The 23950-nt window shown below is 42.9% G+C and carries 20 protein-coding genes and 1 other annotated feature; of the genes, 18 read left to right on the top strand and 2 right to left on the bottom strand.

Going from position 1 to position 23950, the window contains the following annotated elements; genetic code table 11:
• The first annotated feature begins 45 nt into the window (after positions 1–45).
• The 12 genes from ACN6KS_RS17865 (at position 46) to ACN6KS_RS17810 (ending at position 12141) form a co-directional block, all read left to right on the top strand.
• Positions 46–207: a hypothetical protein gene (locus tag ACN6KS_RS17865; RefSeq protein ID WP_179281593.1), complete on the top strand. Its 162-nt coding sequence runs from the start codon at positions 46–48 to the stop codon at positions 205–207.
• Between the two features lie 202 nt (positions 208–409).
• Complete coding sequence (locus ACN6KS_RS17860; protein WP_094870275.1) at positions 410–901, top strand: YajQ family cyclic di-GMP-binding protein; 492 nt, start codon at positions 410–412, stop codon at positions 899–901.
• Between the two features lie 152 nt (positions 902–1053).
• Positions 1054–1641, top strand: a complete 588-nt coding sequence (pgsA, locus tag ACN6KS_RS17855) for a CDP-diacylglycerol--glycerol-3-phosphate 3-phosphatidyltransferase (RefSeq protein WP_094870274.1) — start codon at positions 1054–1056, stop codon at positions 1639–1641.
• A gap of 109 nt (positions 1642–1750) precedes the next feature.
• Positions 1751–3037: a competence/damage-inducible protein A gene (locus ACN6KS_RS17850; RefSeq protein WP_042189391.1), complete on the top strand. Its 1287-nt coding sequence runs from the start codon at positions 1751–1753 to the stop codon at positions 3035–3037.
• Between the two features lie 299 nt (positions 3038–3336).
• Positions 3337–4404: a recombinase RecA gene (gene recA / locus ACN6KS_RS17845; RefSeq protein ID WP_094870272.1), complete on the top strand. Its 1068-nt coding sequence runs from the start codon at positions 3337–3339 to the stop codon at positions 4402–4404.
• Between the two features lie 163 nt (positions 4405–4567).
• A complete protein-coding gene (locus ACN6KS_RS17840) occupies positions 4568–5299 on the top strand; it encodes a regulatory protein RecX (protein ID WP_440960186.1) in 732 nt (243 codons plus the stop codon).
• 316 nt (positions 5300–5615) lie between these two features.
• Complete coding sequence (gene rny / locus ACN6KS_RS17835; protein WP_042128807.1) at positions 5616–7157, top strand: ribonuclease Y; 1542 nt, start codon at positions 5616–5618, stop codon at positions 7155–7157.
• A gap of 141 nt (positions 7158–7298) precedes the next feature.
• Positions 7299–8093: a TIGR00282 family metallophosphoesterase gene (locus ACN6KS_RS17830; RefSeq protein ID WP_280786616.1), complete on the top strand. Its 795-nt coding sequence runs from the start codon at positions 7299–7301 to the stop codon at positions 8091–8093.
• A gap of 201 nt (positions 8094–8294) precedes the next feature.
• Entirely contained in the window at positions 8295–8555 is a 261-nt protein-coding gene (locus ACN6KS_RS17825; protein WP_019910496.1) for a stage V sporulation protein S, read from the top strand.
• A 149-nt stretch (positions 8556–8704) separates the two neighbouring features.
• Positions 8705–9670: a dipeptidase gene (locus tag ACN6KS_RS17820; RefSeq protein WP_440960185.1), complete on the top strand. Its 966-nt coding sequence runs from the start codon at positions 8705–8707 to the stop codon at positions 9668–9670.
• 138 nt (positions 9671–9808) lie between these two features.
• Positions 9809–10381, top strand: coding sequence for a phosphate propanoyltransferase (gene pduL / locus ACN6KS_RS17815; protein WP_042128797.1), 573 nt, complete (start codon positions 9809–9811; stop codon positions 10379–10381).
• 398 nt (positions 10382–10779) lie between these two features.
• On the top strand, positions 10780–12141 hold the full coding sequence (locus ACN6KS_RS17810; protein WP_094870267.1) for a DEAD/DEAH box helicase: 1362 nt from the start codon (positions 10780–10782) through the stop codon (positions 12139–12141).
• Positions 12142–12442: 301 nt separating this feature from the next.
• On the opposite strand, the gene dapA is transcribed toward ACN6KS_RS17810, so the two are convergent.
• The gene (dapA, locus tag ACN6KS_RS17805; protein ID WP_440960184.1) at positions 12443–13339 is read right to left on the bottom strand and encodes a 4-hydroxy-tetrahydrodipicolinate synthase; all 897 of its coding nucleotides are present in this window, start codon (positions 13337–13339) and stop codon (positions 12443–12445) included.
• 121 nt (positions 13340–13460) lie between these two features.
• Here dapA and ACN6KS_RS17800 point away from each other — a divergent pair, with 121 nt between their 5' ends.
• The 3 genes from ACN6KS_RS17800 (at position 13461) to metG (ending at position 18466) form a co-directional block, all read left to right on the top strand.
• Entirely contained in the window at positions 13461–14360 is a 900-nt protein-coding gene (locus ACN6KS_RS17800; protein ID WP_094870265.1) for a LysR family transcriptional regulator, read from the top strand.
• Between the two features lie 135 nt (positions 14361–14495).
• Complete coding sequence (htpG, locus tag ACN6KS_RS17795; RefSeq protein WP_440960183.1) at positions 14496–16376, top strand: molecular chaperone HtpG; 1881 nt, start codon at positions 14496–14498, stop codon at positions 16374–16376.
• Positions 16377–16513: 137 nt separating this feature from the next.
• Positions 16514–16775, top strand: a binding site (T-box leader).
• A gap of 44 nt (positions 16776–16819) precedes the next feature.
• Complete coding sequence (gene metG, locus ACN6KS_RS17790) at positions 16820–18466, top strand: methionine--tRNA ligase (RefSeq protein ID WP_440960182.1); 1647 nt, start codon at positions 16820–16822, stop codon at positions 18464–18466.
• A 9-nt stretch (positions 18467–18475) separates the two neighbouring features.
• Here the strand turns inward: metG and ACN6KS_RS17785 are convergent, their stop codons facing one another.
• On the bottom strand, positions 18476–19345 hold the full coding sequence (locus ACN6KS_RS17785) for a LysR family transcriptional regulator (RefSeq protein ID WP_094870262.1): 870 nt from the start codon (positions 19343–19345) through the stop codon (positions 18476–18478).
• 150 nt (positions 19346–19495) lie between these two features.
• Between ACN6KS_RS17785 and ACN6KS_RS17780 the strand changes: the two genes are divergently transcribed.
• The 3 genes from ACN6KS_RS17780 to ACN6KS_RS17770 all read left to right on the top strand — a co-directional run bounded on the left by ACN6KS_RS17780 (position 19496) and on the right by ACN6KS_RS17770 (position 23908).
• The gene (locus tag ACN6KS_RS17780; RefSeq protein ID WP_094870302.1) at positions 19496–21238 is read left to right on the top strand and encodes an ABC transporter ATP-binding protein; all 1743 of its coding nucleotides are present in this window, start codon (positions 19496–19498) and stop codon (positions 21236–21238) included.
• Positions 21235–22974, top strand: a complete 1740-nt coding sequence (locus tag ACN6KS_RS17775; protein ID WP_440960181.1) for an ABC transporter ATP-binding protein — start codon at positions 21235–21237, stop codon at positions 22972–22974. Before ACN6KS_RS17780 ends, ACN6KS_RS17775 begins: the two co-directional genes overlap by 4 nt.
• A 154-nt stretch (positions 22975–23128) precedes the next feature.
• Complete coding sequence (locus ACN6KS_RS17770) at positions 23129–23908, top strand: sporulation protein (protein WP_179283697.1); 780 nt, start codon at positions 23129–23131, stop codon at positions 23906–23908.
• Positions 23909–23950: the final 42 nt, after the last annotated feature.

Here is a 23950-nt window from a genome sequence, read left to right as displayed (position 1 = left end):
CATAAGAGTGTTTCCAGTTTCTTAGCCAAAGTGGGGTGTGCGTTCATGATTGTTAGCTGGATTGTAGCTGGACTTGGGGTTATTGTCAGTCTTATCGGATACTATATGACACCAAGTGCTTGGGGTTATGGAATTCTCGGGTTCGGTCTTGCACATATTGTGCTTGGAATTCTGGATATGTTTCGGAGCCCGCTTCGAAGCAGATAGAGAGTTTAGAATGTGCGTCTCCAAGGGATATCTTCCATTGGAGACCTATTTCTACCTGAAACACAACTCATTTCGAAGGAAAAGCTCCACTATGTGGGGCTGTTTTCTGTGTCGGGTGAGGTACATATTATCCAATATTAGACTTAAGGGTATCATTCTTTTATAATAGTAGCAGACTAAAAAGTACAAAGGACGTGTAGTTATGAGTTCAGAAAGTTCATTTGATATCGTATCTAAAATGGATATGCAGGAATTAACCAATGCGATCCACCAAACAGAGAAAGAAATTGACAACCGCTTTGACTTTAAGAATAGCAAGAGTAGTCTGAAGCTGGAGAAAGACGCACTTATTATCGCCTCTGAGGACGAATATAAGTTAAACGCTGTTATTGATATTTTACAATCGAAGATGGTGAAGAGAGGCATCACGCTGAAGAACTTGGATTTCGGCAAAGTAGAGCCTGCTTCCCTGGGAAGTGTTCGTCAGCGCTTAGGTCTTAAGCAAGGGATTGATCAGGAGAACGCGAAAAAGATTAATATCCTGATTCGTGACTCGAAATTGAAGGTGAAGAGCCAGATCCAAGGAGATCAGATCCGTGTAACCGGTAAGAACCGTGATGATTTGCAGCAAATTATCCAGATCTTGCGTAAAGCCGATTTGCCACTAGATTTGCAATTCATGAACATGAAATAGAAATTGGTACCCCGCAGTGCACTTCAGCACCATATGCGGGGTGCTTTGTATTTTTTTTGACACCTATTTATAGCTATAATATACTTGCTTAAGTAGAAAAAGATGAGCCTGATCCAGGCAATTTGTATGAACGATTTAGGGGAGGAACTTCAGTGAATTTACCCAACCGCATCACGCTATCACGTATTTGCCTAATCCCGATTATGATGTTTTTTTTGCTGGTGGATTTCAGCTTTTATCCAGAACCGATACATTGGGGCTCTTTTCAGCTATCTGTTAATCATTTGGTAGCAGCTGTGATCTTTTTGCTTGCTGCGAGTACAGATGGAATAGACGGCTACATAGCTAGGAAATATAATATGGTCACCAATCTCGGTAAGCTCCTTGATCCGTTAGCGGACAAGCTGTTAGTTTCCGCAGTTCTGATTTCACTTGTGGAATTGGGCAGATGTGATTCATGGATCGCAATTGTTATCATTAGTCGTGAGTTCGCAGTAACCGGGCTTCGCCAGATAGCATTGTTAGAAGGAAAAGTGGTTGCCGCCAGCAAATGGGGGAAGATAAAGACGGTTGTACAAATTGTAGCGATCTCACTGCTGTTGTTAAATAATTTCCCATTTCAATTCGTCAGCATTCCTGTAGACGATATTGCCATTTGGGCTGCTGCCTTGATCACTATCTACTCTGGAATTGATTATTTTGTGAAGAATAAGGAGCTATTACAGCTGCATAATGCTTAAGCATTATAGGCAGCTACATATAGGAGAGGTAATAGGTAAAGCACCTATTACCTTTTTTAAACCCTAAAAGTAGTGTATCTACATTATAACGAGGAGGCGAAAGCCAAGTATGAAAGCGGAGATTATTGCAGTAGGCACAGAGCTTTTGCTCGGTCAAATCGTAAATAGTAATGCCCAGTTTTTGTCTATTGAGCTAGCTGCTATTGGGATTGATGTATATTTTCAAACCGTAGTTGGGGATAACAGCAGCCGTCTGCAACAAGCCATTGAGATCGCTCAAAGCAGAGCGGATGTTATCATATTTACCGGTGGTATCGGTCCTACAGAAGATGATCTAACGAAGGACGCGCTGGCTGCTTCCTTAGGCCGCACACTTCATATAGATCGCTTGGCAATGGATCATGTACAACGTTTCTTTGATGATCGCAAGATCGTAATGACGGAGAATAATCGTAAACAGGCACTTATAATTGAAGGAACCACACCTTTGCCAAATGAGATTGGTCTTGCTGTTGGCATTGCTTTTGAGCATGAAAAGAAATATTATATTGTGCTTCCGGGTCCGCCTCGAGAGATGAAGCCGATGTTCGTAGATAAAGCTGTGCCGTGGCTCCAGCAGCACGCTCTGACGACAGAAATGCCACTTTATTCTAAAATGCTTAAATTTGCCGGTATCGGAGAATCACTGCTTGAGGATAAGCTAATTGATCTTATTCACAGCCAGACAGACCCAACCATAGCTCCTTACGCTAAAGAGGGAGAGGTAACCGTTCGTATTTCGACAAAGGCGCCTTCCGAGCATGAAGCTTACAAGAAGCTGGAGATTCTGGAGAAACAGATCAAAGAGATTTTGCCAGAACATTTATATGCAAATATTGATGTGCCGCTGGAGCAATTGATTGTGGATTGGATGGCGGATGCAGGTCTGACTTTAAGTGCGGCAGAGAGTTGCACTGGAGGCTTGCTGATGGAGAGTATAACTAACATTCCCGGCAGTGCTTCGATGTTTGCGGGAGGAATCGTCTGTTATTCCAACGACCTGAAGAAAAAACTTCTAAATGTGCCGAGTGCATATTTGGAGGGGCCAGATGCTCCAGGGGCAGTTAGTCGTGAAGTTGCCGAGGTGTTAGCTGATCAGGTGAGAATGATCGCGGATAGTGATTTCGGTTTATCTGTAACGGGTGTAGCAGGACCAGGCTATTCTGAACGTAAGCCAGTTGGACTTGTATTTATTGGTTTAGCTGAACGCGGGCGTAAGACAGAAGTGTATGAGCTTAATCTTAAAGGTACACGTGAAAATATACGACTGCGTACTGTTAAAGCTCTGTTGTATCGTCTATGGCGCAGACTTGAGGAACGGAAGGTGGAGACACCGCTAGAAGGCTCAGACTTGTAATGGGAGATTAGCCCAGTTATAATTGAGACATACGGAAGAACCGTGGCACTGAGATTTCTTTGCTGCGGTTTTTTGTATATCTGCGGAGATTTTGATCGCTGTTTTGGTTTTGATCATAAGTCGTTGATGTCCGGTGAAGTAGAGAAATCAGTTAACTTCTATGTCCGGAGGGAGGCTTACAATAAAAGGGATAATTAACGCTTGAGACAAAAAAAACGAATGTATGTTCGAAAAAAAGCTTGGCAAGACCTCAAAAACACGTTATTATATTATTATAAACAGTGAAGGAAGTGGTCTGATTGTCAGATCGTCGTGCAGCGCTTGATATGGCGCTTCGTCAAATAGAAAAACAATTTGGTAAAGGTTCGATCATGAAACTGGGAGAATCCACTCATATGCAAGTGGAAGTTGTACCTAGCGGATCTTTGGCACTTGATATTGCGTTAGGTATAGGCGGACTTCCAAAGGGACGTATCATTGAAATATATGGACCTGAATCCTCCGGTAAAACAACTGTTGCTCTTCATGCTATTGCAGAAGTGCAAAAACAAGGAGGACAAGCTGCATTTATCGATGCTGAGCATGCGCTCGATCCGAAGTATGCACGTAACTTGGGCGTAAACATTGATGAATTGTTGTTATCTCAGCCAGATACGGGTGAACAGGCACTTGAGATTGCTGAAGCACTTGTACGAAGTGGTGCAGTAGACATTATTGTCGTTGACTCCGTAGCTGCATTGGTTCCTAAAGCGGAAATCGAAGGTGATATGGGTGACTCTCACGTCGGTCTACAGGCTCGTTTGATGTCTCAAGCGCTTCGGAAGCTATCTGGTGCCATTAGTAAATCGAATACAATTGCTATCTTTATTAACCAGCTTCGTGAGAAAATTGGTGTTATGTTCGGTAATCCTGAGACAACCCCGGGTGGTCGGGCGTTGAAATTCTACTCTTCCGTACGGTTGGATGTTCGTCGCGTCGAAAGTATTAAGATGGGTAACGACGTTGTAGGTAACCGCACCAAGATCAAGATTGTGAAGAATAAGGTAGCACCTCCATTTAAACAAGCTGATGTTGATATCATGTATGGTGAAGGGATTTCCAGAGAAGGAAGTCTTGTAGACATCGGTACTGAAATGGACATCGTGAATAAGAGTGGTGCATGGTATTCCTATGAGGGTGAGCGTCTCGGCCAAGGACGTGAGAATGCCAAACAGTTCTTGAAAGAACATCAAGATATTGCACTCATCATTGAGAATAAGATCCGTGAAGCAAGTAATCTGTCCACTATTGTTGCTGCACCAAATGAAGCGGAAATCATTGCAGAGCAAGAGGAAGAAGAGAAGCTACTTCTCGAAATCGAACAATAGAATTTATTAAGGAATAGGACGCCCTGTGATTCATTGTTGCAGGGTGTCTTTTCTTAACAGTATAAAAAAAATATATTTGGGGTCTCCCAAAGTACCTGAGTACGCATCGAATTTAAGCGACACTTTGTGGGGATATTTTATTGCTATGAGGTGACAAGTAACTATGGTAATACAGCTGGATATGGATTTTGAATCGGATGAGCAGGACGTACAGGTCCTATCTGATTTTCCTGATGGAGAACTTTTAGAAATTACTAAGGTAGAACGTCAGAAGAAATCGGACCACCGCTATATCATACATTTCGGAGTCTATAACATGACTGTACACGAAGACGTCATGATTAAATATCGGATGATTACTGGAAATTCTTTTATGAAAGCCGATTTGGAGGAAATTGTTGTTGCTGATGAGCGACAGCGAGCTTATGTAGAAGGACTTCGTTATCTAGAACGGAAGCCACGAACCGCTATGGAAATGACTCGCCGTTTACGGCAGAAGGAAATAGGGGAGACTATTATTGCGGAAGTGGTGCAACGGCTGCAGCAAGAAAGATTTCTTGATGACCCCTTGTATGCAAAGCAATGGGCGGAGCAACGCATTACGAACCAGCGAAAGGGGAAAATGTGGATTCGCCAAGAGCTACGTGAGAAAGGAATCGACAAAACCTTGATTTCGGAAGCACTAGAGAATGTCAGTCCTGAACAAGAACTAGAGAGTGCACTTCAGATTGGCCGTAAGAAATGGAATCTTATTCGTGGTGAAGCCACAGATAAGCGCAGAAAGACTGGAGCCTTCTTAATGCGGCGTGGATTCTCGGGTGATATGGTGCGACAAGTGATTAATACTTTACTTGAAGAAGACAATTATGAGGGTGAAGATGAGGAATTTTACTAGACTCACTGATTCTCTTGACATTAATGCGCATATCGACTCTCTTGACAATGTCTTTTTATAAATAATAAAATATAACATGAATCGGCATAAAGTAAGAATCCTTTTTCCTTCCCAAAAAGGGGACTTTTTAAAACGGTTCGCGTACAACTCATATGAAATGTAATCGCCGGATAAGGCGGGCAGTGTGCATGTGCAGCATGTGCAGTATGGCAATCGGTTATTTACCGGTTTTTTGTATGGTGATGAACGGATAGTTTAACAACTGCACAATTCCCAGGGATATACCTTGGAGAGGAACCAACGAGGAGGTGAACAGATGCAAGCATGGATCTGGGTCATTATCGTTCTCGTTGTAGCTGCATTATTCTTTGGGTTCGGTTATTTTATTCGTAAATCCCTTGCAGAAGCTAAAATTCAAAGCGCAGAAAGAGAAGCCGTAGTCATCGTGGAGAACGCGAAGAAAGACGCAGAGGCGCTGAAGAAAGAAACAGTATTGGAAGCTAAGGATGAAGTCCATAGAATCCGTACTGAAGCTGAGAAAGAAACTCGTGAACGTCGGAATGAAATCCAACGGCAAGAGAGACGTTTGCTGCAAAAGGAAGAATCTCTGGATAAAAAAATGGAATCGCTTGAAAGAAAAGAAGAACAAGTAGCTAACAAAGAGAAACGAATTGATGAAACCCAACAGCAAATTGATGTTATTTACAAAAACCAAGTCACTGAATTGGAGAGAATTTCCAATTTAAGCATCGAAGATGCAAGAAGTATTATTCTTAGCAATGTTGAGCAAGAAGTTCGCCATGAAACGGCTCAAATGATCAAAGAGATTGAACAGCAGGCGAAAGAGGAAGCGGATAAGAAATCCCGCGAAATCATTACACTCGCTATCCAACGCTGTGCAGCTGATCACGTAGCGGAGACAACAGTTTCAGTTGTTACCCTGCCGAACGAAGAGATGAAAGGTCGGATTATCGGTCGTGAAGGCCGTAATATTCGTGCACTTGAAACTCTCACAGGTATCGACCTCATTATTGATGATACGCCGGAAGCAGTTATTTTGTCGGGATTTGATCCAATCCGCCGTGAAGTGGCCCGTACGGCACTTGAGAAGCTTGTGGCAGATGGACGTATCCATCCCGCTCGAATTGAAGAGATGGTGGAGAAATCCCGCAAAGAAGTGGACGAACGAATTCGCGAGTATGGTGAACAAGCTACTTTCGAAGTGGGTGTTCACGGATTACATCCAGATTTGATCAAGATTCTGGGTCGTCTGAAATTCCGTACAAGCTATGGTCAAAATGTATTGAAGCACTCCATGGAGGTTGCTTATTTAACTGGACTGATGGCCGGTGAGCTTGGGGAAGACATCGTGCTTGCAAAACGTGCAGGATTACTCCATGATATCGGCAAAGCGCTGGATCATGAAGTAGAAGGATCGCATGTTGAGATCGGCGTTGAACTAGCGAAGAAATATAAGGAACATCCGGTTGTTATCAACAGTATCGCGTCTCATCATGGAGATTGCGAAGCTACTTCGGTTATTGCTATGTTGGTTGGTGCAGCTGATGCATTGTCAGCAGCAAGACCTGGCGCTCGCCGTGAAACACTGGAAACGTATATTAAACGTCTAGAAAAACTGGAAGAAATCTCAGAGTCATTCGAAGGTGTTGAGAAATCATTTGCTATTCAGGCGGGCCGTGAGGTACGCGTGATGGTACAGCCAGAGAAGATTGACGATGCAGAGGCATTCCGTCTTGCTCGCGATATTACGAAGATGATTGAAAGTGAACTGGATTATCCAGGACATATCAAAGTTACCGTTATTCGTGAGACACGGGCTGTTGAATACGCTAAATAGGTGGAATATAAGGTTAAGGGATAAGATGTAACTTATACTTTCTTATATTTGTTGAGAATTGGCCCCTAAGCGGGGCCTTTTTCTTTTGAATATGAGGCCTTATCCATAAGCTATAGCGGTTAAGATTAGGAGGAGAGAATCATTAAAGTACTATTTATTGGAGATATCGTTGGAAATGTTGGCAGAAAGGCTCTTCGTGAGATGTTGCCCTCACTAAAAAGTAAATATCAGCCACATATCATTATTGTTAATGGTGAAAATTCAGCTGCTGGAAGAGGGATCACTAAGGCGATTGCGAATGAATTTTTTAACTGGGGCGTTCACGGAATAACGATGGGGAACCACACCTGGGACAATAAAGATATTTTTGAGTTCATCGATGATGAAGCCCGGATTATTCGCCCTGCGAATTTTCCACCAGGAACACCGGGAAGAGGTTATACGGTCGTTAAAGGTAACGGTAAAGAACTGGCCATTGTAAATTTGCAAGGCCGGACATTCTTACCTGCTATCGATTGTCCTTTCCGCGTTGGAGAAGAAATTGTGGAGGAGCTTCGTAGAGATCATAAATGTATTTTAGTCGATTTCCATGCGGAGGTAACCTCTGAGAAAATCGCCATGGGATATTTTATGGATGGTCGCGCATCGATTGTTGTGGGGACACATACTCATGTTCAGACAAATGATGATGTGATTTTGCCAGGAGGAACTGCGTATTTGACCGATGCGGGTATGGTTGGTTCAAGCGAAGGGATTCTGGGTATGGAAAGAGATGCAGTACTTTATAAGTTCACAACTCAGCTTCCAGCGCGATTTGTTGTCGATGAAGGCAAGTGGCAGCTTCACGGTTTATTTGCAGAATTAGATGAATCAACTGGTGCGGCAACTCGTCTGGAGAAGATACGGCTTCGTGAAGATGAATGGGTTATGAGCTAAGCGTATTACAGAGTATTTTGTTAATTCGGGTAATTTCGCCGAGTTAGGGTAAAGTGTGATATTTTTTATATCGTAACAGAGTATCTTGTACACCGTTTTTGGAAGACGTGGTCCGTAAAAAGAAGGAATTATTTCTTCTCTCGCGAATAACATCTAAAGTAGTGGAAGAACACCATTATTTTCCCAGGGGAGGTACTTACTATGGATGTATTAAAAGTATCAGCTAAATCCAATCCAAATTCCGTCGCCGGCGCATTAGCAGGTGTTCTTCGTGAACGTGGATCGGCCGAATTGCAAGCTATTGGAGCTGGAGCACTGAATCAAGCAGTCAAAGCAGTTGCCATTGCCCGGGGATTTGTTGCACCAAGCGGAGTTGATTTGATCTGCATTCCTGCTTTCACTGATATAGTGATTGATGGAGAAGATCGAACCGCGATTAAACTGATTGTTGAACCCAGATAATAGACCTATAGAATGAATGAGCCTGTTTACTTTTGTAAACAGGTTTTTTGCTTTTTATTTATAGTCTGAAGTTTTTTGGCATAGGATTTGAAATAGGGTCTTGGATGATGAATTATACGGCTAGAATTGCGAGAAAGTGAGGTTATAGAATGAGTGTTAATAAGCTTAAGGTAGCGGATTTTCATTGTGATGTGCTAAGCAAAATGCAAGCCTCTCCGGATATTAATTTTGACAATGATCCCCGATTAGATGTTACTGCAGAGCGGTTAAGATCGGGCGGAGTGGAATTGCAGATTTTTGCAATATATCTTTCGACAAGTAGGGGCAGAGCAAGCTTTGAACATGTTCTAGGGCAAATGGATCTCTTTAGGCAAAAGATAGTGAACACAGATGGGCTTCAGTGGTTACGGTGGAAGGAGCAAGTAGGGAATCGGCTAGTAGGCGCTCCTCCGCAAGCAATGCTCTCTCTGGAGGGCGTAGACGGCTTAGAAGGGAACTTGTTTTATGCCCAGCTCTGTTTCGAACTTGGAGTACGCTTTCTTGGTGTAACTTGGAATTATGCGAACTGGGCAGCAGATGGTGTGCTAGAGAAACGAAATGGTGGATTTACGGAAAAAGGGAGAAAGCTGATAGAATGGTGCAACGAAAGTGGAATGCTGCTGGATGTGTCGCATTTGTCGCAAGCGGGGTTCTGGGAGTTGGCTGATTTAAGTAATCGTCCGTTTATTGCCTCCCATTCGAATGCTGCAGCTATATGTGGGCATGTTAGAAATTTAAATGATGAACAGATTAAAGCTTTGATTGCAATGGATGGAAGAATAGGCCTGACCTTTTATCCGTGGTTTGTACGTGATGATGGGAAGGCTTGCATGGATGATTTGTTAAAGCACATTGAACATGTAAGTAGTCTCGGCGGAGAGAAGCATATGATGTTTGGCTCGGATTTTGACGGCATTGATACTTGGGTGGAGAAGTTGGAGCATCCGGGAAAATACCCTGATCTTATAGAACAGCTGCTTCGTTATTATCCAGAGGATACTGTGAAAGGTTGGATGTATGAGAATGCGACCTCTTTTTTAAGCGAAAACTTGCCCTCTCAGGTGTCTAAACCATGACAATCTTGTGCAAAAAACATAAAATGTCGAAAAAAGGGGCTTCGTTATGATGCAGCCCTTTTTATTTTTGGGTAAGAAGATGTATAATGGTTAATGGCTTGTACAGATACTAGAGAAAATACAAGGAGTGACTTTACAATGAGTAAGACTGTACCCGTAGGTGTGTCGGCTAGACATATTCACCTTACGCAAGAGCACGTGGAGGCTCTGTTTGGCCCAGGATATCAATTAACTGAGTTCAAACCACTTTCACAACCAGGACAATTTGCAGCAAATGAACAAGTAGCAGTTATCGGTAGCAAAGGTAAATTTGACAAGGTAAGAATTTTGGGACCTGCTCGTCCGGCTTCCCAATTAGAAATTTCCCGTACTGACTCCTTCGCACTTGGCGTGAAAGCTCCAGTTCGCGAATCTGGAAATATTGAAGGAACACCTGGCATTACGCTTAAAGGACCTGCTGGTGAAGTTGAATTAGAACAAGGTGTTATTATCGCAGCTCGTCACATTCACTTCCACACATCTGAAGCTGAAGCTTGGGGCATTGCGGATAAGCAATTGCTTAAAGTTCGTCTGGGTGGCGACCGCGGTCTCGTATTGGAGAACGTAATTGCTCGTGTATCTGACAGCTTCAAACTTGATATGCATATTGATACTGACGAAGCTAATGCTGCAGGTGCCAACAATGGCGACACTGCTGAAATCGTAGACTAGTCTTCATACGAATGATAAGAAGCGGGGGAGAAATCCTTCGCTTTTTTTTGTTTGTTTTCTGCGTGCAAAAATGTTATGTGACTAATATGCCCGCTCGCTTGAACATTTTTCCGACTGCATAGCTCTTATTGTTTCGTATTTGTGCGGATTTGTGCCCGATTTACACGAATAGGTGCAATAGAGTCCGATCGCTCAAAAAGATGTGTATTCAGGAGCATAGGAATTCAGGAACACAGAACTCAGGGTGGATCCTATCCTGAAATGGATTTTTAATGAAAATTGGTGCGATGATAAAGAATATCTATTATTATTTGACTGATTATGTTATGATTATTGTTTATGACGTGACAAAAGGATTTTTTGTTAAGAATATATGTATTAGAAATTAAGGAGACAAAATGACATTTAACGAACTGAATATTATGCCTGCGATTTTAAAGGCTTTAACCAAAGAAAACTATACATCACCTACACCAATACAGGAGCAATCGATCCCAGCTGTATTAGCAGGTAGAGATTTACTTGGATGTGCTCAAACGGGAACAGGAAAAACAGCTGCATTCTCTGTACCTATTATTCAATTATTAAGCGAACAAACAAGTCCCAATAAATCAAACAATGTGCGACGAATTCGCTCACTGATCTTAACACCGACAAGAGAACTAGCGATTCAAATTGCTGATAACATAAAAGCGTATAGCCAATATACAGATATCCGCTCTGCTGCCATCGTTGGCGGTGTATCACAGAAAGTACAAGAGCGTGCCCTGAATCAAGGTGCTGATATTCTAATTGCTACACCAGGTAGACTTATCGACCTGATCAATCAAAAACGTGTGGACCTACAGCATGTCCAAATTCTTGTCTTGGATGAAGCTGACCGTATGCTAGATATGGGCTTTATTCATGATGTAAAGCGAATTATCGCCAAAATGCCAACGAAGAAACAAACACTGTTCTTCTCGGCAACGATGCCTACTGAGATCTCCAAATTGATCAAAACCTTGCTTGTAAATCCAGTAAAAGTAGAAATCACACCCGTGTCATCTACTGCGGACAGAATCGAACAATCGATCTATTTGTTAGAGAACGGAAACAAGCAAAACCAATTGAATCTTTTATTACAGGATAAATCAATCGTTTCTGCGCTGGTGTTTACTCGTACTAAACGTGGTGCAGACCGTGTTACTCGTGATCTAGCAAAAGTGAACATTTCTGCACAAGCCATTCACGGCAATAAATCGCAGAATGATCGTCAGAATGCATTGCGGAATTTTAAAAGTGGTGCAACCCGTGTGCTAGTAGCTACGGATATCGCCGCGCGAGGAATTGATATTGATGAGTTGTCTCATGTAATCAACTTTAACTTGCCTAATATTCCAGAAACCTATGTGCACCGAATTGGTCGTACGGGTAGAGCGGGTTTAAGCGGGACTGCAATCTCTTTTTGTGAATCTGAAGAGCTTCCGTTCCTTAAAGATATTGAGAAATTGATCGGAAAATCGATTCCTGAAGTGAAGGATCACCCGTATCCGATGTCTCGTAAAACGCAGATGAAGACAGAACGATCTTCGAAACCGTCAGGTTCGAGATCTGCCTCTTCAAAACCGTCGACCTCTAGACCTTCTACAGCTAAACCTGCGGGGTCAAAGCCAGCGGCATCTAAGCCTGCCAAAGCAAAGCCTAAGTCTAACCCTCCACTAAAGCCAAAGTCTGAGTGGTTCACCAAGGGAAGACAGCAAACTTCGAGCAGCAGATAAGTTGTTTTGAACGCTGGACGTTTTATATAGTAAGATCTCAAAACCGTCAGAGAAATCTGATGGTTTTTTTTGTTTTTTGATGCTGCGGTAAGTTAATAGGTGATACTCTTTTATTTAAAAATAGAGGTGATGTTGTGGACGATACTAAACTATATACACTGTGGATAGAATCAGAAGAATGGTTAGAATAATATCGAAAAAGTTATTGCTGATCTTCTCGATGAGAGCGATTTCGACGTTAGATTCATTACAAAAAAGCCGCTACACAGTTCCCACTGTATAACGGCTGTTGTTATTATAGTTATGCAGTCGCTTCAATCGCGTTGTCCTGAATATAAGAACCAAGCTCTTGCTGAAGCGCTGTGCTGATGGAAGTCATTGGGAGGCGAAGCGTATCCGAATTGATTAGGCCATTTTGGCTAAGCATCCATTTGATTGGAGCGGGGTTCGATTCCTTGAACAAGAGACGGATGATCGGCAGTAGTTGTTCAAAGTTTTCTTTGGATAAGTCGAATTGACCCGATTTGAAGGCTTCGCATATACGGATACATTCTGCTGGATAAACGTTCGCAGTAGCAAGCATACCACCAGCTGCCCCGGAGCTAAGCATTTCAAAAAAGAGTGAATCGTCGCCGCCAAGCACAGGTTTGCTACCTGTACGAACTAGCTCAGTAACCATTTTGGTGCTACCAGAGCAGTCTTTTAATCCGACAACATGATTCATTTCTAGGATTGTACGTGCAGTATCTAGGGTCATAGCAGTACCCGTACGACTTGGAATGTCATAAGCCATGATCGGAATACCTACTTCTGCCGCTTTGCGGAAATGGGCAATGATGCCCTCTTGCGATGGACGACTATAATAAGGGACGACTACTAGTGCGCAATCCGCACCAAGGTTAGCTGCGATCTCTGTGCGTGCTACCGTAGAAGCTGTGTCATTGGTTCCTGTACCGACTACTAAGGGGATAGATGTAGATTGTAAAAGCTCACGAGAAGTGTTTACTAGAAGCTGCATTTCATTTACGGTTACAGTTGGCGATTCACCGGTGGTTCCATTAACGACCAGACCTTGTATGCTGTTGTTAATAAGGTTCTTTACATAACGCTGATACGAATCCAGATCGACTTCACCAGCAGCATTGAACGGGGTGACCACGGGGACATAAATTCCATAAATCTGTTGTTCTGTAAGCATAAATTATCGGCCTCCAAAATATTTTAATTCCTCTACATACACTTTACCATGGAATGTTGCATCGTCGTTAGCTATAATAAATGATGTGTATCATCAAAAATATTGATGTTAGGGTGAGGTTATGGATTTAACCTATTTACGAACATTCCGCGAGGTAGCTAAACGTCAGAGCTTTACACGTGCTGCTGAAGAGCTAGGTTATGCCCAGTCGAGTGTTACGATGCAAATACAGAAGATAGAGAAGGAATACGGAGTCCCTTTAATAGAACGGCATGGTCGCCAATTGCGTCTTACCCCGCCTGGAGAAGAGCTATTGAAGCTATTCGTGGAGATTTTGGATCTGTATGATCGTTCTAAAGAAACCATCGCCCAGCAAATAGGAGGCACGCTAACAATTGGGACAATAGATTCATTAGCCGCATTCTACTTGCCCCCTTACCTACAGCAGTTGAGGACGAAATTCCCGAAACTTGATATCCATCTACAAACTATGCAGGAAGCTAGTCTTGTGGCCAAAATAAAAGACGGGGAAGTGGACATCGGCTTGATGCTTGATCGTACCACTACGGATTCTCTACTTGATCGTACGATCATTAGAGACGAACCGCTTGTATTGATCGCCCCCATTAATCATCCACTTGCCCGGAAGGATATAGTAAGCTTACAGGATCTAAATAACTGTGAATTAATTGTTTCTGAAGAAAGCTGTATTTATCGGAGTCTGTTCGAGAATCTGTTAAAGGATCACGGCATTATATTCCGCATAGGCTTTGAGCTTTCGAATCTAGAAGCGATCAAACGTTGTGTAATGAATGGTCTGGGAATTGCCCTGCTACCAAAAATCGTGGCAGAGGAAGAAATTGAGCGGGGGAACTTGGCCGAGCTGCCCTTCGCACATCCGGAAATTCACTTTGATCTGCAGCTTCTGATGCATCCCAAGAAATGGAAGTCCCAGCCGTTGCAATTTCTAACGCAAATGTTACTTGTGAATGAATCGTTAGCGAAAGGTAGCATTATTTAATGAAAGTCGCTATAAATATTGACATTCAAAATCAGTTTATGTTATATAAAAAGAAGAATTAGCACTCATCTAAGAAGAGTGCTAATCATAGAGTGTTGTACAAGAAGGTTATTTTGAAAGGAGATTTATTTATTCATGGCCAAAAAAGAGTTTAAAGCCGAATCGAAAAGATTGCTGGAAATGATGATTAACTCCATTTATACCCAACGAGAAATTTTCCTGCGCGAGTTGATTTCCAATGCAAGTGATGCGATTGATAAGATCTATTACAGAGCATTAGCTGATGAAGGCCTGGTCTTCAACAAAGAGGATTACTATATTAAAGTGAGTGCTGATAAGGCGAACAGAACCTTGACGATTTCCGATACAGGGATCGGGATGACTCAAGAGGAACTGGAGAATAACTTAGGAACGATCGCGAAGAGCGGATCGCTTGCTTTTAAAAAAGAGAATGAAGCTAAAGATGGTCATAATATCATCGGACAGTTCGGTGTTGGCTTCTACGCTGCGTTTATGGTGGCAGATGACGTTACAGTGATCAGTAAGGCACTAGGCAGCGACGAGGCCTTTAAATGGGAGTCTAAGGGCGCTGACGGCTATACTCTGGAGTCTGTCGAGAAGGATTCTGTGGGTACTGATGTTATTTTGAAGATTAAAGAGAATACCGAAGAAGATCAATATGATGAATATCTGGAAGAATATCGCCTGAAATCCATCATTAAAAAATACTCCGACTTCATCCGTTTCCCAATTAAGATGGACGTGAAGGAGCAAAAGCCAAAAGAAGGCACAGAAAACGAGTTTGAGGAAGTTGTTCAAGAACAAACCGTAAACAGCATGGTACCAATCTGGCGGAAGAACAAAAGCGAGCTGACCACAGAAGATTACGATAACTTCTATGCAGAGAAACGTTACGGCTTCGACAAACCGCTTAAACATATTCATATCAGTGCCGATGGTGCTGTAGTATATAATGCAATCCTGTTCATCCCAGAAAATACACCTTTTGATTATTACACAAAGGAATATGAAAAAGGTCTTGAGCTTTATTCCAACGGTGTATTGATCATGAACAAATGTGCAGATCTGCTGCCTGACTATTTTAGCTTTGTAAAAGGTATGGTAGATTCAGAGGATCTTTCGCTGAACATCTCCAGAGAGATGCTCCAGCATGACCGTCAGCTGACCTTGATCGCTAAGAACATTAAGAATAAAGTGAAGAGCCAACTGCAAAGCATGCTGAAGGATGAAAGAGAGAAATATGAGCAGTTCTATAATGCTTTTGGCAGACAGCTTAAATTCGGTGTGTACAATGATTATGGAATGCACAAAGATACACTTCAAGACTTACTGATGTTCTACTCCTCCAAGGAGAAGAAGCTGGTAACACTGGACGAATATGTATCAAGAATGCCAGAAGATCAGAAGTACATCTATTATGCATCCGGAGAGTCGATCGACAGAATCGAAAAGCTCCCACAAACCGAGCTGGTATCGGATAAAGGGTATGAAATTCTCTACTTCACTGATGATATTGATGAATTTGCGATCAAGATGATCCAGTCGTATAAGGAAAAAGAATTTAAATCCGTATCCAGTGGTGATCTGGGAATCGAAGCTGACGAAGCGGACAAGCCAACGGAAGCGGAAGAGAACGAAAACAAGGAGCTTTTTGAAGCGATGAAGGACATCCTGTCCGGCAAAGTGAAGAATGTTAAAGCTTCCAAACGTTTGAAGACGCATCCGGTATGCCTCTCTGCAGAAGGTGAACTGACGATCGAGATGGAAAAAATCCTGAAATCGATGCCGAATGGGCAAGAGGTTCAAGCGGACAAGGTACTCGAAATCAACATTCATCACGAAGTATTCCAGTCCTTGAAAGCGGCAGCTGAGAACGATAAAGAGAAGCTCGGTTTATACACGAACTTGCTGTACAACCAAGCCCTGTTGATCGAAGGATTGCAAGTTAGTGATCCTGTTCAATTCACCAATGATATTTGTAAAATCATGAAATAATGTAAAGTACAGGGACCATCCAATTGTATTATGATTGGGTGGTCTTTTTCATGGGAATTATGGCGAATTCATTATGTTTGAGCTTATGCATTGACATTACTCGATAAATTAAGTATTATTTCCAGTAACTTGAATATGTAAAAGCAAAGAAGAGAAAGAGTACCACGGCAATTCTTTCAACAGAGAGCTCCGGTCGCTGAAAAGGAGTAAAGAAAACCCTTGGGAATATGGTCTCAGAGCTGCGCATCGAAACCTTATGGGTTGTAGGCTGCGCCGGAACCTGCATCCGTTACAGTGCTAGGGTATAAACGTTAATTAACGTCGTACCTGAAGAGGTAAATGTCATGAGGCATTTATAAAATTAGGTGGTAACACGTGAGTAGAACTCTCGTCCTTTGTGGATGGGAGTTTTTTTGTTGTCTAAAAAAAGGAGGAGAAGGTTAATGAGTAATGTGTTTATAGGTGGTGCTTGGCCGTATGCGAATGGATCTTTACATCTTGGGAGATTATCAAGTGTGTTGCCTGGGGATGTGCTGGCACGATATTTTCGCTCCAAAGGGGATAACGTATTATATGTATCAGGCAGTGATTGCCATGGCACACCCGTAGCGGTTCAGGCTGCGAATGAAGGAATTACGCCCGGAGCCTTTGCGAGCAGATATCATGAAGAGTTTCTGAAGTGTTTTGAACAGCTGGGATTTAGTTATGATCTATATACTCGAACGGATCAACCGCAGCATCATAAGGCCGTGCAAGAGTTGTTTACAAAGCTGCTAGAGAATGGTCATTTATATAAAAAAACCATTGCGCAATGTTACTGCGAGGTGGATCAGCGCTTTTTGCCAGACAGATATGTAGAAGGGACTTGTCCGGTATGTGGCCAGCGAGCACGAGGGGATCAATGTGATTATTGTTCTACGATTCTAGATCCTGCCGATTTGTTAGACAGAGTCTGCAAATTATGTGGGAGTACGCCAACAGAACGGCCTACAGAACATTATTATCTTAGCCTATCTAATTTTCAGTCTGAATTAACGGAATATGTAGAGGAAGCACAATTTTGGAGAGAAAACGCTATTAAACTGACCAAACGTTATTTACAAGAAGAGCTGCAGGACCGCGCGGTAACAAGAGACTTGTCTTGGGGTGTAGATGTTCCTGTGGCTGGATTTGAAGATAAAAAAATTTATGTTTGGATTGAGGCGGTAAGTGGTTATCTATCAGCCAGTAAGCAGTGGGCTGCGCAGTCCGGAGGAAGCTGGGAGGATTTTTGGTTAGAGAATAAAGGGAAGATTACCGCTTATTATGTCCATGGTAAAGACAATATTCCTTTTCACACCTTAATATGGCCGGCTGTGTTATTAGGAGCAGGAGGTTTGCATTTACCGGACAAGATTATATCTAGCGAATATTTAACCCTTGAAGGGCAGAAGTTCTCCACTAGCCGAAATTGGGCGGTCTGGGTACCTGATATTTTAGAACGGTATCAGCCAGATTCTATTCGTTATTTCTTAATTGCCAATGGACCCGAGAAGCGGGACACGGATTTTTCCTGGAGAGAGTTTATTTATAGCCATAATGGAGAGCTGCTTGGAGCATTTGGTAACTTTGTGAATCGTTCATTGGCTTTTGTAGATAAGTTTTATGAAGGGAAAGTGCCGAATGGGCAATTGGATAAGGGGTGGAGGGACAACATTGACCTCTTGTATCTGGAATCAGGGCGGCTTATTGAGGCTGGGAATATAAAAGATGCGCTGGAGTATATTTTTTCTTACGTGCGCAAGGCAAACCAGTATTTCGATCTGCAAAAACCATGGATACAGATAAAAGAGGATCAGGTTTCTTGTGATTCTGCAATATACACATGTGTGCAAATTATTGCGAACCTAGCGAATTTGCTGCATCCGTTTCTGCCGTTCTCATGTGACAAGATCAGGGGGTTCCTGTCGTTAGAACTACCGAATTGGCAGCCTTGCTCGGTGCCCCCTTACCAACAGATTACTGATTTACAATTGTTGTTTGAACGAATTGATATTAGTCGTATTAAAGAAGAAGAGGATAGACTAGTTCAACAACAAGTGAATAAATAGCGAAGATTCTTAACCATTCTTAAAGCTTTCAATAAACTTAGAAGCTAGTGATGATAAGTATTTATCCTTGATCCAGACGGCGGCGACCCGCGTGCGTAGTGATTCACTACTGATTTCTTTATAGATCAAATTCCGATTACTCGTTAATTCGAAAGCGGATTTGGGAATGATTCCGATGCCAAGACCAGCGTTTGCCCAGAGCAGTGTTGTTCGCGCATCATCATTCATACAGAAAATCAGCGGATCAAAACCATTCTCAAGACAGGTTTCCCGGATAAGCTGCTCAAAACGGCGGTAGATAATGAGCGGCTTATCTTTTAATTCACCGATCTCAACGAAGTTTTCATCTGTTTTCCAGTCATACTCTGGCGTCATTACGGCAATCATAGGCTCAGCCTGTGTGTAAAGACATTCTAAATTTGTAGCATTAAAGGGTGTCCTAACAATCCCGACTTCGACAATACCTTTACTCAAGAGGTCAATGATTCTAAAGGTATTTCCTTCATGAATCTCAAACTTCACACCTTGATACGTTTTGTGGAACTCACATAGCCGATCTTGAAGCAACGTAGCTCCAGAGGAAGAAACTGTACCAATGGCTAGGGTTCCTTTTAAACCTTTGACAAAATCAGTGAGCTCACGGGCAGTGGAATCTGCCAGCTCCAGAATTTGTTGGGCACGGTCCCGCAAAATGGCTCCAGCTTCAGTGAGCTGCACGCTGCGTGGACCTCGTTCCACTAGCTTTACACCGAGTTCTTCCTCCAGGAGTTTTAGCTGCTGGCTCAGCGGAGGCTGGGCCATTTGCAGCTTTCTGGCCGCGGATGTAATCTGTCCTTCCTCAGCTATCGCCATAAAATATTTAAGTTGTCTAATATCCATAAAAGAATCCTCCGAACTTGAGATATGTTAATCGTATGGGAGCGATACGAATCCAATATTATTAATATATGAGTAGATATGCCATAATCATAACTGTTCTTATACATATTTCAAGTGGTTAAATACTTCTTAGGTTGGGTGTGGATGAATTTGTTCAAAATTGCAGTATATTTAAAGCCGTACAAAAAAGAAGCGATCATCGGTCCAATCTTCAAACTGATGGAAGCGATTCTGGAGCTGATTTTGCCTACCATTGTCGCATTGATCATCAACAACGGGGTTGGTAATCATGACAGCGCCTATGTTTACCGCATGGGTGGCCTAATGGTTCTGATGTCACTGCTTGGTTTCGGTTGCTCCATGGTGTGCCAATACTATGCAGCACGAGCATCTCAGGGATTCGGCACGACACTTCGTAATAAACTGTTCAAACATATTACATCTTTATCGTACGCTGAGCTGGATACGTTCGGCACACCTACGCTAATTAACCGGATTACCAATGACGTAAACCAGCTGCAGATTGCAGTCGCTATGCTGATTCGCCTGGTTATTCGTGCGCCGTTTATCTGTATCGGGGCAATCATAATGTCCATGATTTTGGATTTCAGATTATCGCTGATTTTAATAGCGGCAACGCCGATTTTTGGTATTATTTTGTATTTTATCATCACTCGAAGTGCGCCTTTGTATCGAAAATACCAGCAGAAGCTGGATGCCCTTGCGCTCGTTCTTAGTGAGAATTTGTCGGGGATTCGAGTCATTCGTGCTTTTGCAAAGAGACGTACGGAAAAAGAACGTTTTGATGCCTCATCTGAGGATTTAACCACTACAGCGATCCGGGTCTCGCGGATTTCCGCTTTACTTGGACCTATGACGACACTTGTAGTAAACGCGGCGATCATAGCTATTTTATGGGTAGGTGGAATTCACATTGATGGAGGGCGATTGTCTCAAGGTGAGATCATTGCCTTTATCAATTACGTCACTCAAATCTTACTGGCGCTTATTGTGGTCTCCAACTTGGTCATTATTTTTACAAAAGCCTCATCCTCTGCCAATCGTGTGAATGAAGTGCTGAGTGTCAAAGCATCCGTGTCCGAGGAAGGGAATGTCGTGATGACTGAACCTGAACCTGATTATACCGCTCCTGCCATATCATTCGATCATGTATCGTTTGGTTATAATACAACAGGAGAATTGGCATTAGAGGATATTTCGGTAGTCATTAACCGCGGAGAAACTGTGGGGCTGATTGGCAGTACGGGTTCTGGTAAATCTACTTTTGTGAACTTGATTCCACGTTTTTATGATGCAGTGCAAGGTGAAGTTAAAGTGGATGGAGTGAATGTCAGAGAGTATAAGCTGCATCAGCTTCGTGAGAAAATAGGGATTGTGCCGCAAAAAGCAGTGTTATTTACTGGAACAATCGCTGAGAATATTCGTTGGGGGAAGGAAAACGCAAACGAGGAAGAAATCATGCAAGCAGCCTCTGTTGCTCAGGCGGAAGAGTTTATTCGTAAATTGCCTGAAGGATTGAATACGCAGGTATCACGTGGTGGACTTAATTTATCCGGGGGGCAAAAGCAGCGCTTAACCATAGCTCGTGCAGTGGTGGGTAAGCCGTCGATTCTTATCCTGGATGACTCCTCCAGTGCGCTGGATTTCGCTACTGATGCGGCTCTACGTAAAGCGCTCAAAGAGAGCAGTCAGCAAATGACCCTACTAGTTGTCTCGCAGAGGGTGAGCACTGTAAGGCAAGCGGATAAAATCATGGTATTTGAGGAAGGGCGGATTGCCGGCGTCGGAACCCATGAGGAACTGATGCGTGGTTGCGAAGTGTACAAAGAAATCTGCCTGTCCCAGCTATCGAGTGAGGAGTCGGGCCAATGAACAAAAACAACATTTGGAAGAGACTAATTGTATATACAGGACATTATAGAAAAATAGCTATTGGGGCGGTTATATGCGCATTACTTAGTGTGATTGCTAGTTTAATCGGACCACTTCTTATCGGTAAAGCCATTGATTTTATGATCGGACCGGGAGAGGTGGGTTTTGACGCCGTACTTAGACTGCTTTTGATTCTGGCAGCGGTATATATTGTCGGCAGTTTTTTTGGATGGTTCCTTACCTATCTGACAAATCGAATCGCCTACCGGACTGTATATGACTTACGGCGGGAGCTTTTTGATAAATTAAATGTTTTGCCTTTAAAATTTCACGACAACCACCCGCAAGGCGACAGTATCAGCCGTTTTGTTAATGATATGGATGCTGTCTCTGATGGACTGCTGCAAGGCTTCTCCACGCTGCTTACAGGGATCATCACCATTGTTGGGGCAATTGTGCTTATGATGTACATCAGTCCTCTGATGACCTTAGTAGTTCTTTTGTCAGCACCCGCTACCTTTTTTGTGGCCAGATTTATTACGATACGATCTCAAAAGATGTTTAAAGAGCAGGCCAAGATTCTCGGTGGTCTCAATGGCTATGTGGAGGAAATGATCGGCGGGCAAAAAGTAGTCACGGCTTATCATTATGAAGAACGTGCAATGTCTCAGTTTGAAGATCAAAACGAGACGTTATACCAGACCGGTGTGAAGTCACAATTTTATGGCTCCTTATCTAATCCGACGACGCGGCTAGTAAATAACGTTACGTTCTCAGTCATAGCTATGATCGGTAGTGTTATGGTAATTCAGGGTCATTTCACGGTAGGGGATCTATCCAGTTTCTTGATCTTCTCCAACTTGTTCGCTAAGCCTTTTAATGAAATAACTGGTGTGATTACACAGCTTCAATCGGCAACTGCCTCTGCACAGCGGATCTTCGCCATTCTCGATCTAACGCCAGAACCAGCTGATTCTAAGGACGCCAAAATCATGAGCACAAGTCAAGGAACCATTACCTTCGAAAAAGTATCCTTTTCTTATCATCCAGAACGTCCCTTGATTAACGATTTCAGTCTAGAAGTAAAGCCCGGTACCCGAGTTGCGATTGTAGGTCAGACTGGAGCGGGGAAGACAACGCTGGTAAACCTGCTCATGCGTTTCTACGATGTGGACCGTGGGTCCATCAAGATAGATGGTGTGGATATTAAGACAATTACCCGTGACAGCCTGCGACGTAATTTTGGGATGGTGCTGCAGGATACTTGGCTCTTTGGGGGCACGATCAGAGATAATATTGCTTATGGAAAACCTGGGGCTACAGAGGAAGAAGTCATCGCTGCTGCTAAAGCGGCTAATGCGCATAGCTTTATTAAACGTCTGCCTGAAGGGTATGATACGAAGGTCAGTGGCTCAGGGGATAATCTCTCCCAAGGACAGAAGCAGCTGCTTACCATTGCACGAGTAATGCTTGTAGATCCGCCTATGCTTATTTTAGATGAGGCTACAAGCAGTATTGATACATTGACTGAGGTACGAATTCAGAAAGCTTTTCTGACTATGATCGCTGGTCGGACCAGCTTTGTGATTGCCCACCGATTGTCAACGATTCGGGAGTCGGATCTCATTCTTTTCATGAAGGATGGAGATATTGTGGAGAGTGGTACGCATGAGGGGCTCCTAGCCAGCGGCGGATATTACGCACGATTATATAATAGTCAGTTCGCGACAGCGTAGACTTTATGATTAAAAAGTAGCATTCGGGCCCCAATTTTGGGTGCGGATGCTTTTTTGTTGTTAGTAACACGGTATATACTGTTCTAAAATGAAACCGGAGATGGTTCCCTTCGTATCCTTAAATATGCAAATATTAGGGAGGGGATTTATTACAATGTCAATGTTTAAACGAATGCTCGCGAGCGCCGGAATTGGAGCGGCTAAGGTAGATCTCATACTCCATCAAGATTTCGTGAACGCAGGTGATACGATCAGTGGTACCGTCCAAATTCAAGGCGGGCGAGTGGATCAGGAGGTCGATGACGTCTACGCATTCGTTAAGACGCGTTATTTGAAAGAGCTGAATGATAAGAAGATGGAAGTGGAAGCGACGATATCCAAATTCCTGTTAGCAAGTAAATTCAAAGTAGATGCTGAGCAGGTCTATGAATTTCCCGTCTCATTCCAGCTTCCGGCGATAACGCCAGTGACATTAGGTAGATCGCCAGTTTGGATTCAAACCGGACTTGATATTAAAGAGGCAATTGATCCAAAGGATCAGGATTATCTTCAAGTAGGACCTCATCCATATTATGCCATTATTTTGGATGCGATGAATCAGCTCGGATTCCGTATTCGTGAAGTGAATTGTGAATATTCACCGCGCTATGGCAGGATCAATGGCTTAGATTTTGTTCAAGAATTTGAATTCGTTCCCCCCTCACAGTTCCGGAACCAACTAGACGAATTAGAAATCATTTTCTTTCCAAATGAGGATGGCATTGAATTACTTCTGCAGATTGATCGCAAGGCACGTGGTTTAGCTGGGTTGTTCGCCGATGCGCTTGATACAGATGAGAGTTTTGTGAAAATACGCTTCGATCACAATCAACTTGCTTACGGAGTTGACTATGTAGCTGATCAACTGCTCGCAACGATCCATAAGTACGTATAAACGAATGGAATAGGATTATATAAGAGAGGGGAGAACCCCTCT

The sequence above is a fragment of the Paenibacillus nitricinens genome, assembly GCF_052056485.1.
Taxonomy (GTDB): domain Bacteria; phylum Bacillota; class Bacilli; order Paenibacillales; family Paenibacillaceae; genus Paenibacillus_AQ; species Paenibacillus_AQ nitricinens.
This window is presented reverse-complemented; position numbering and strand designations above follow the sequence as displayed.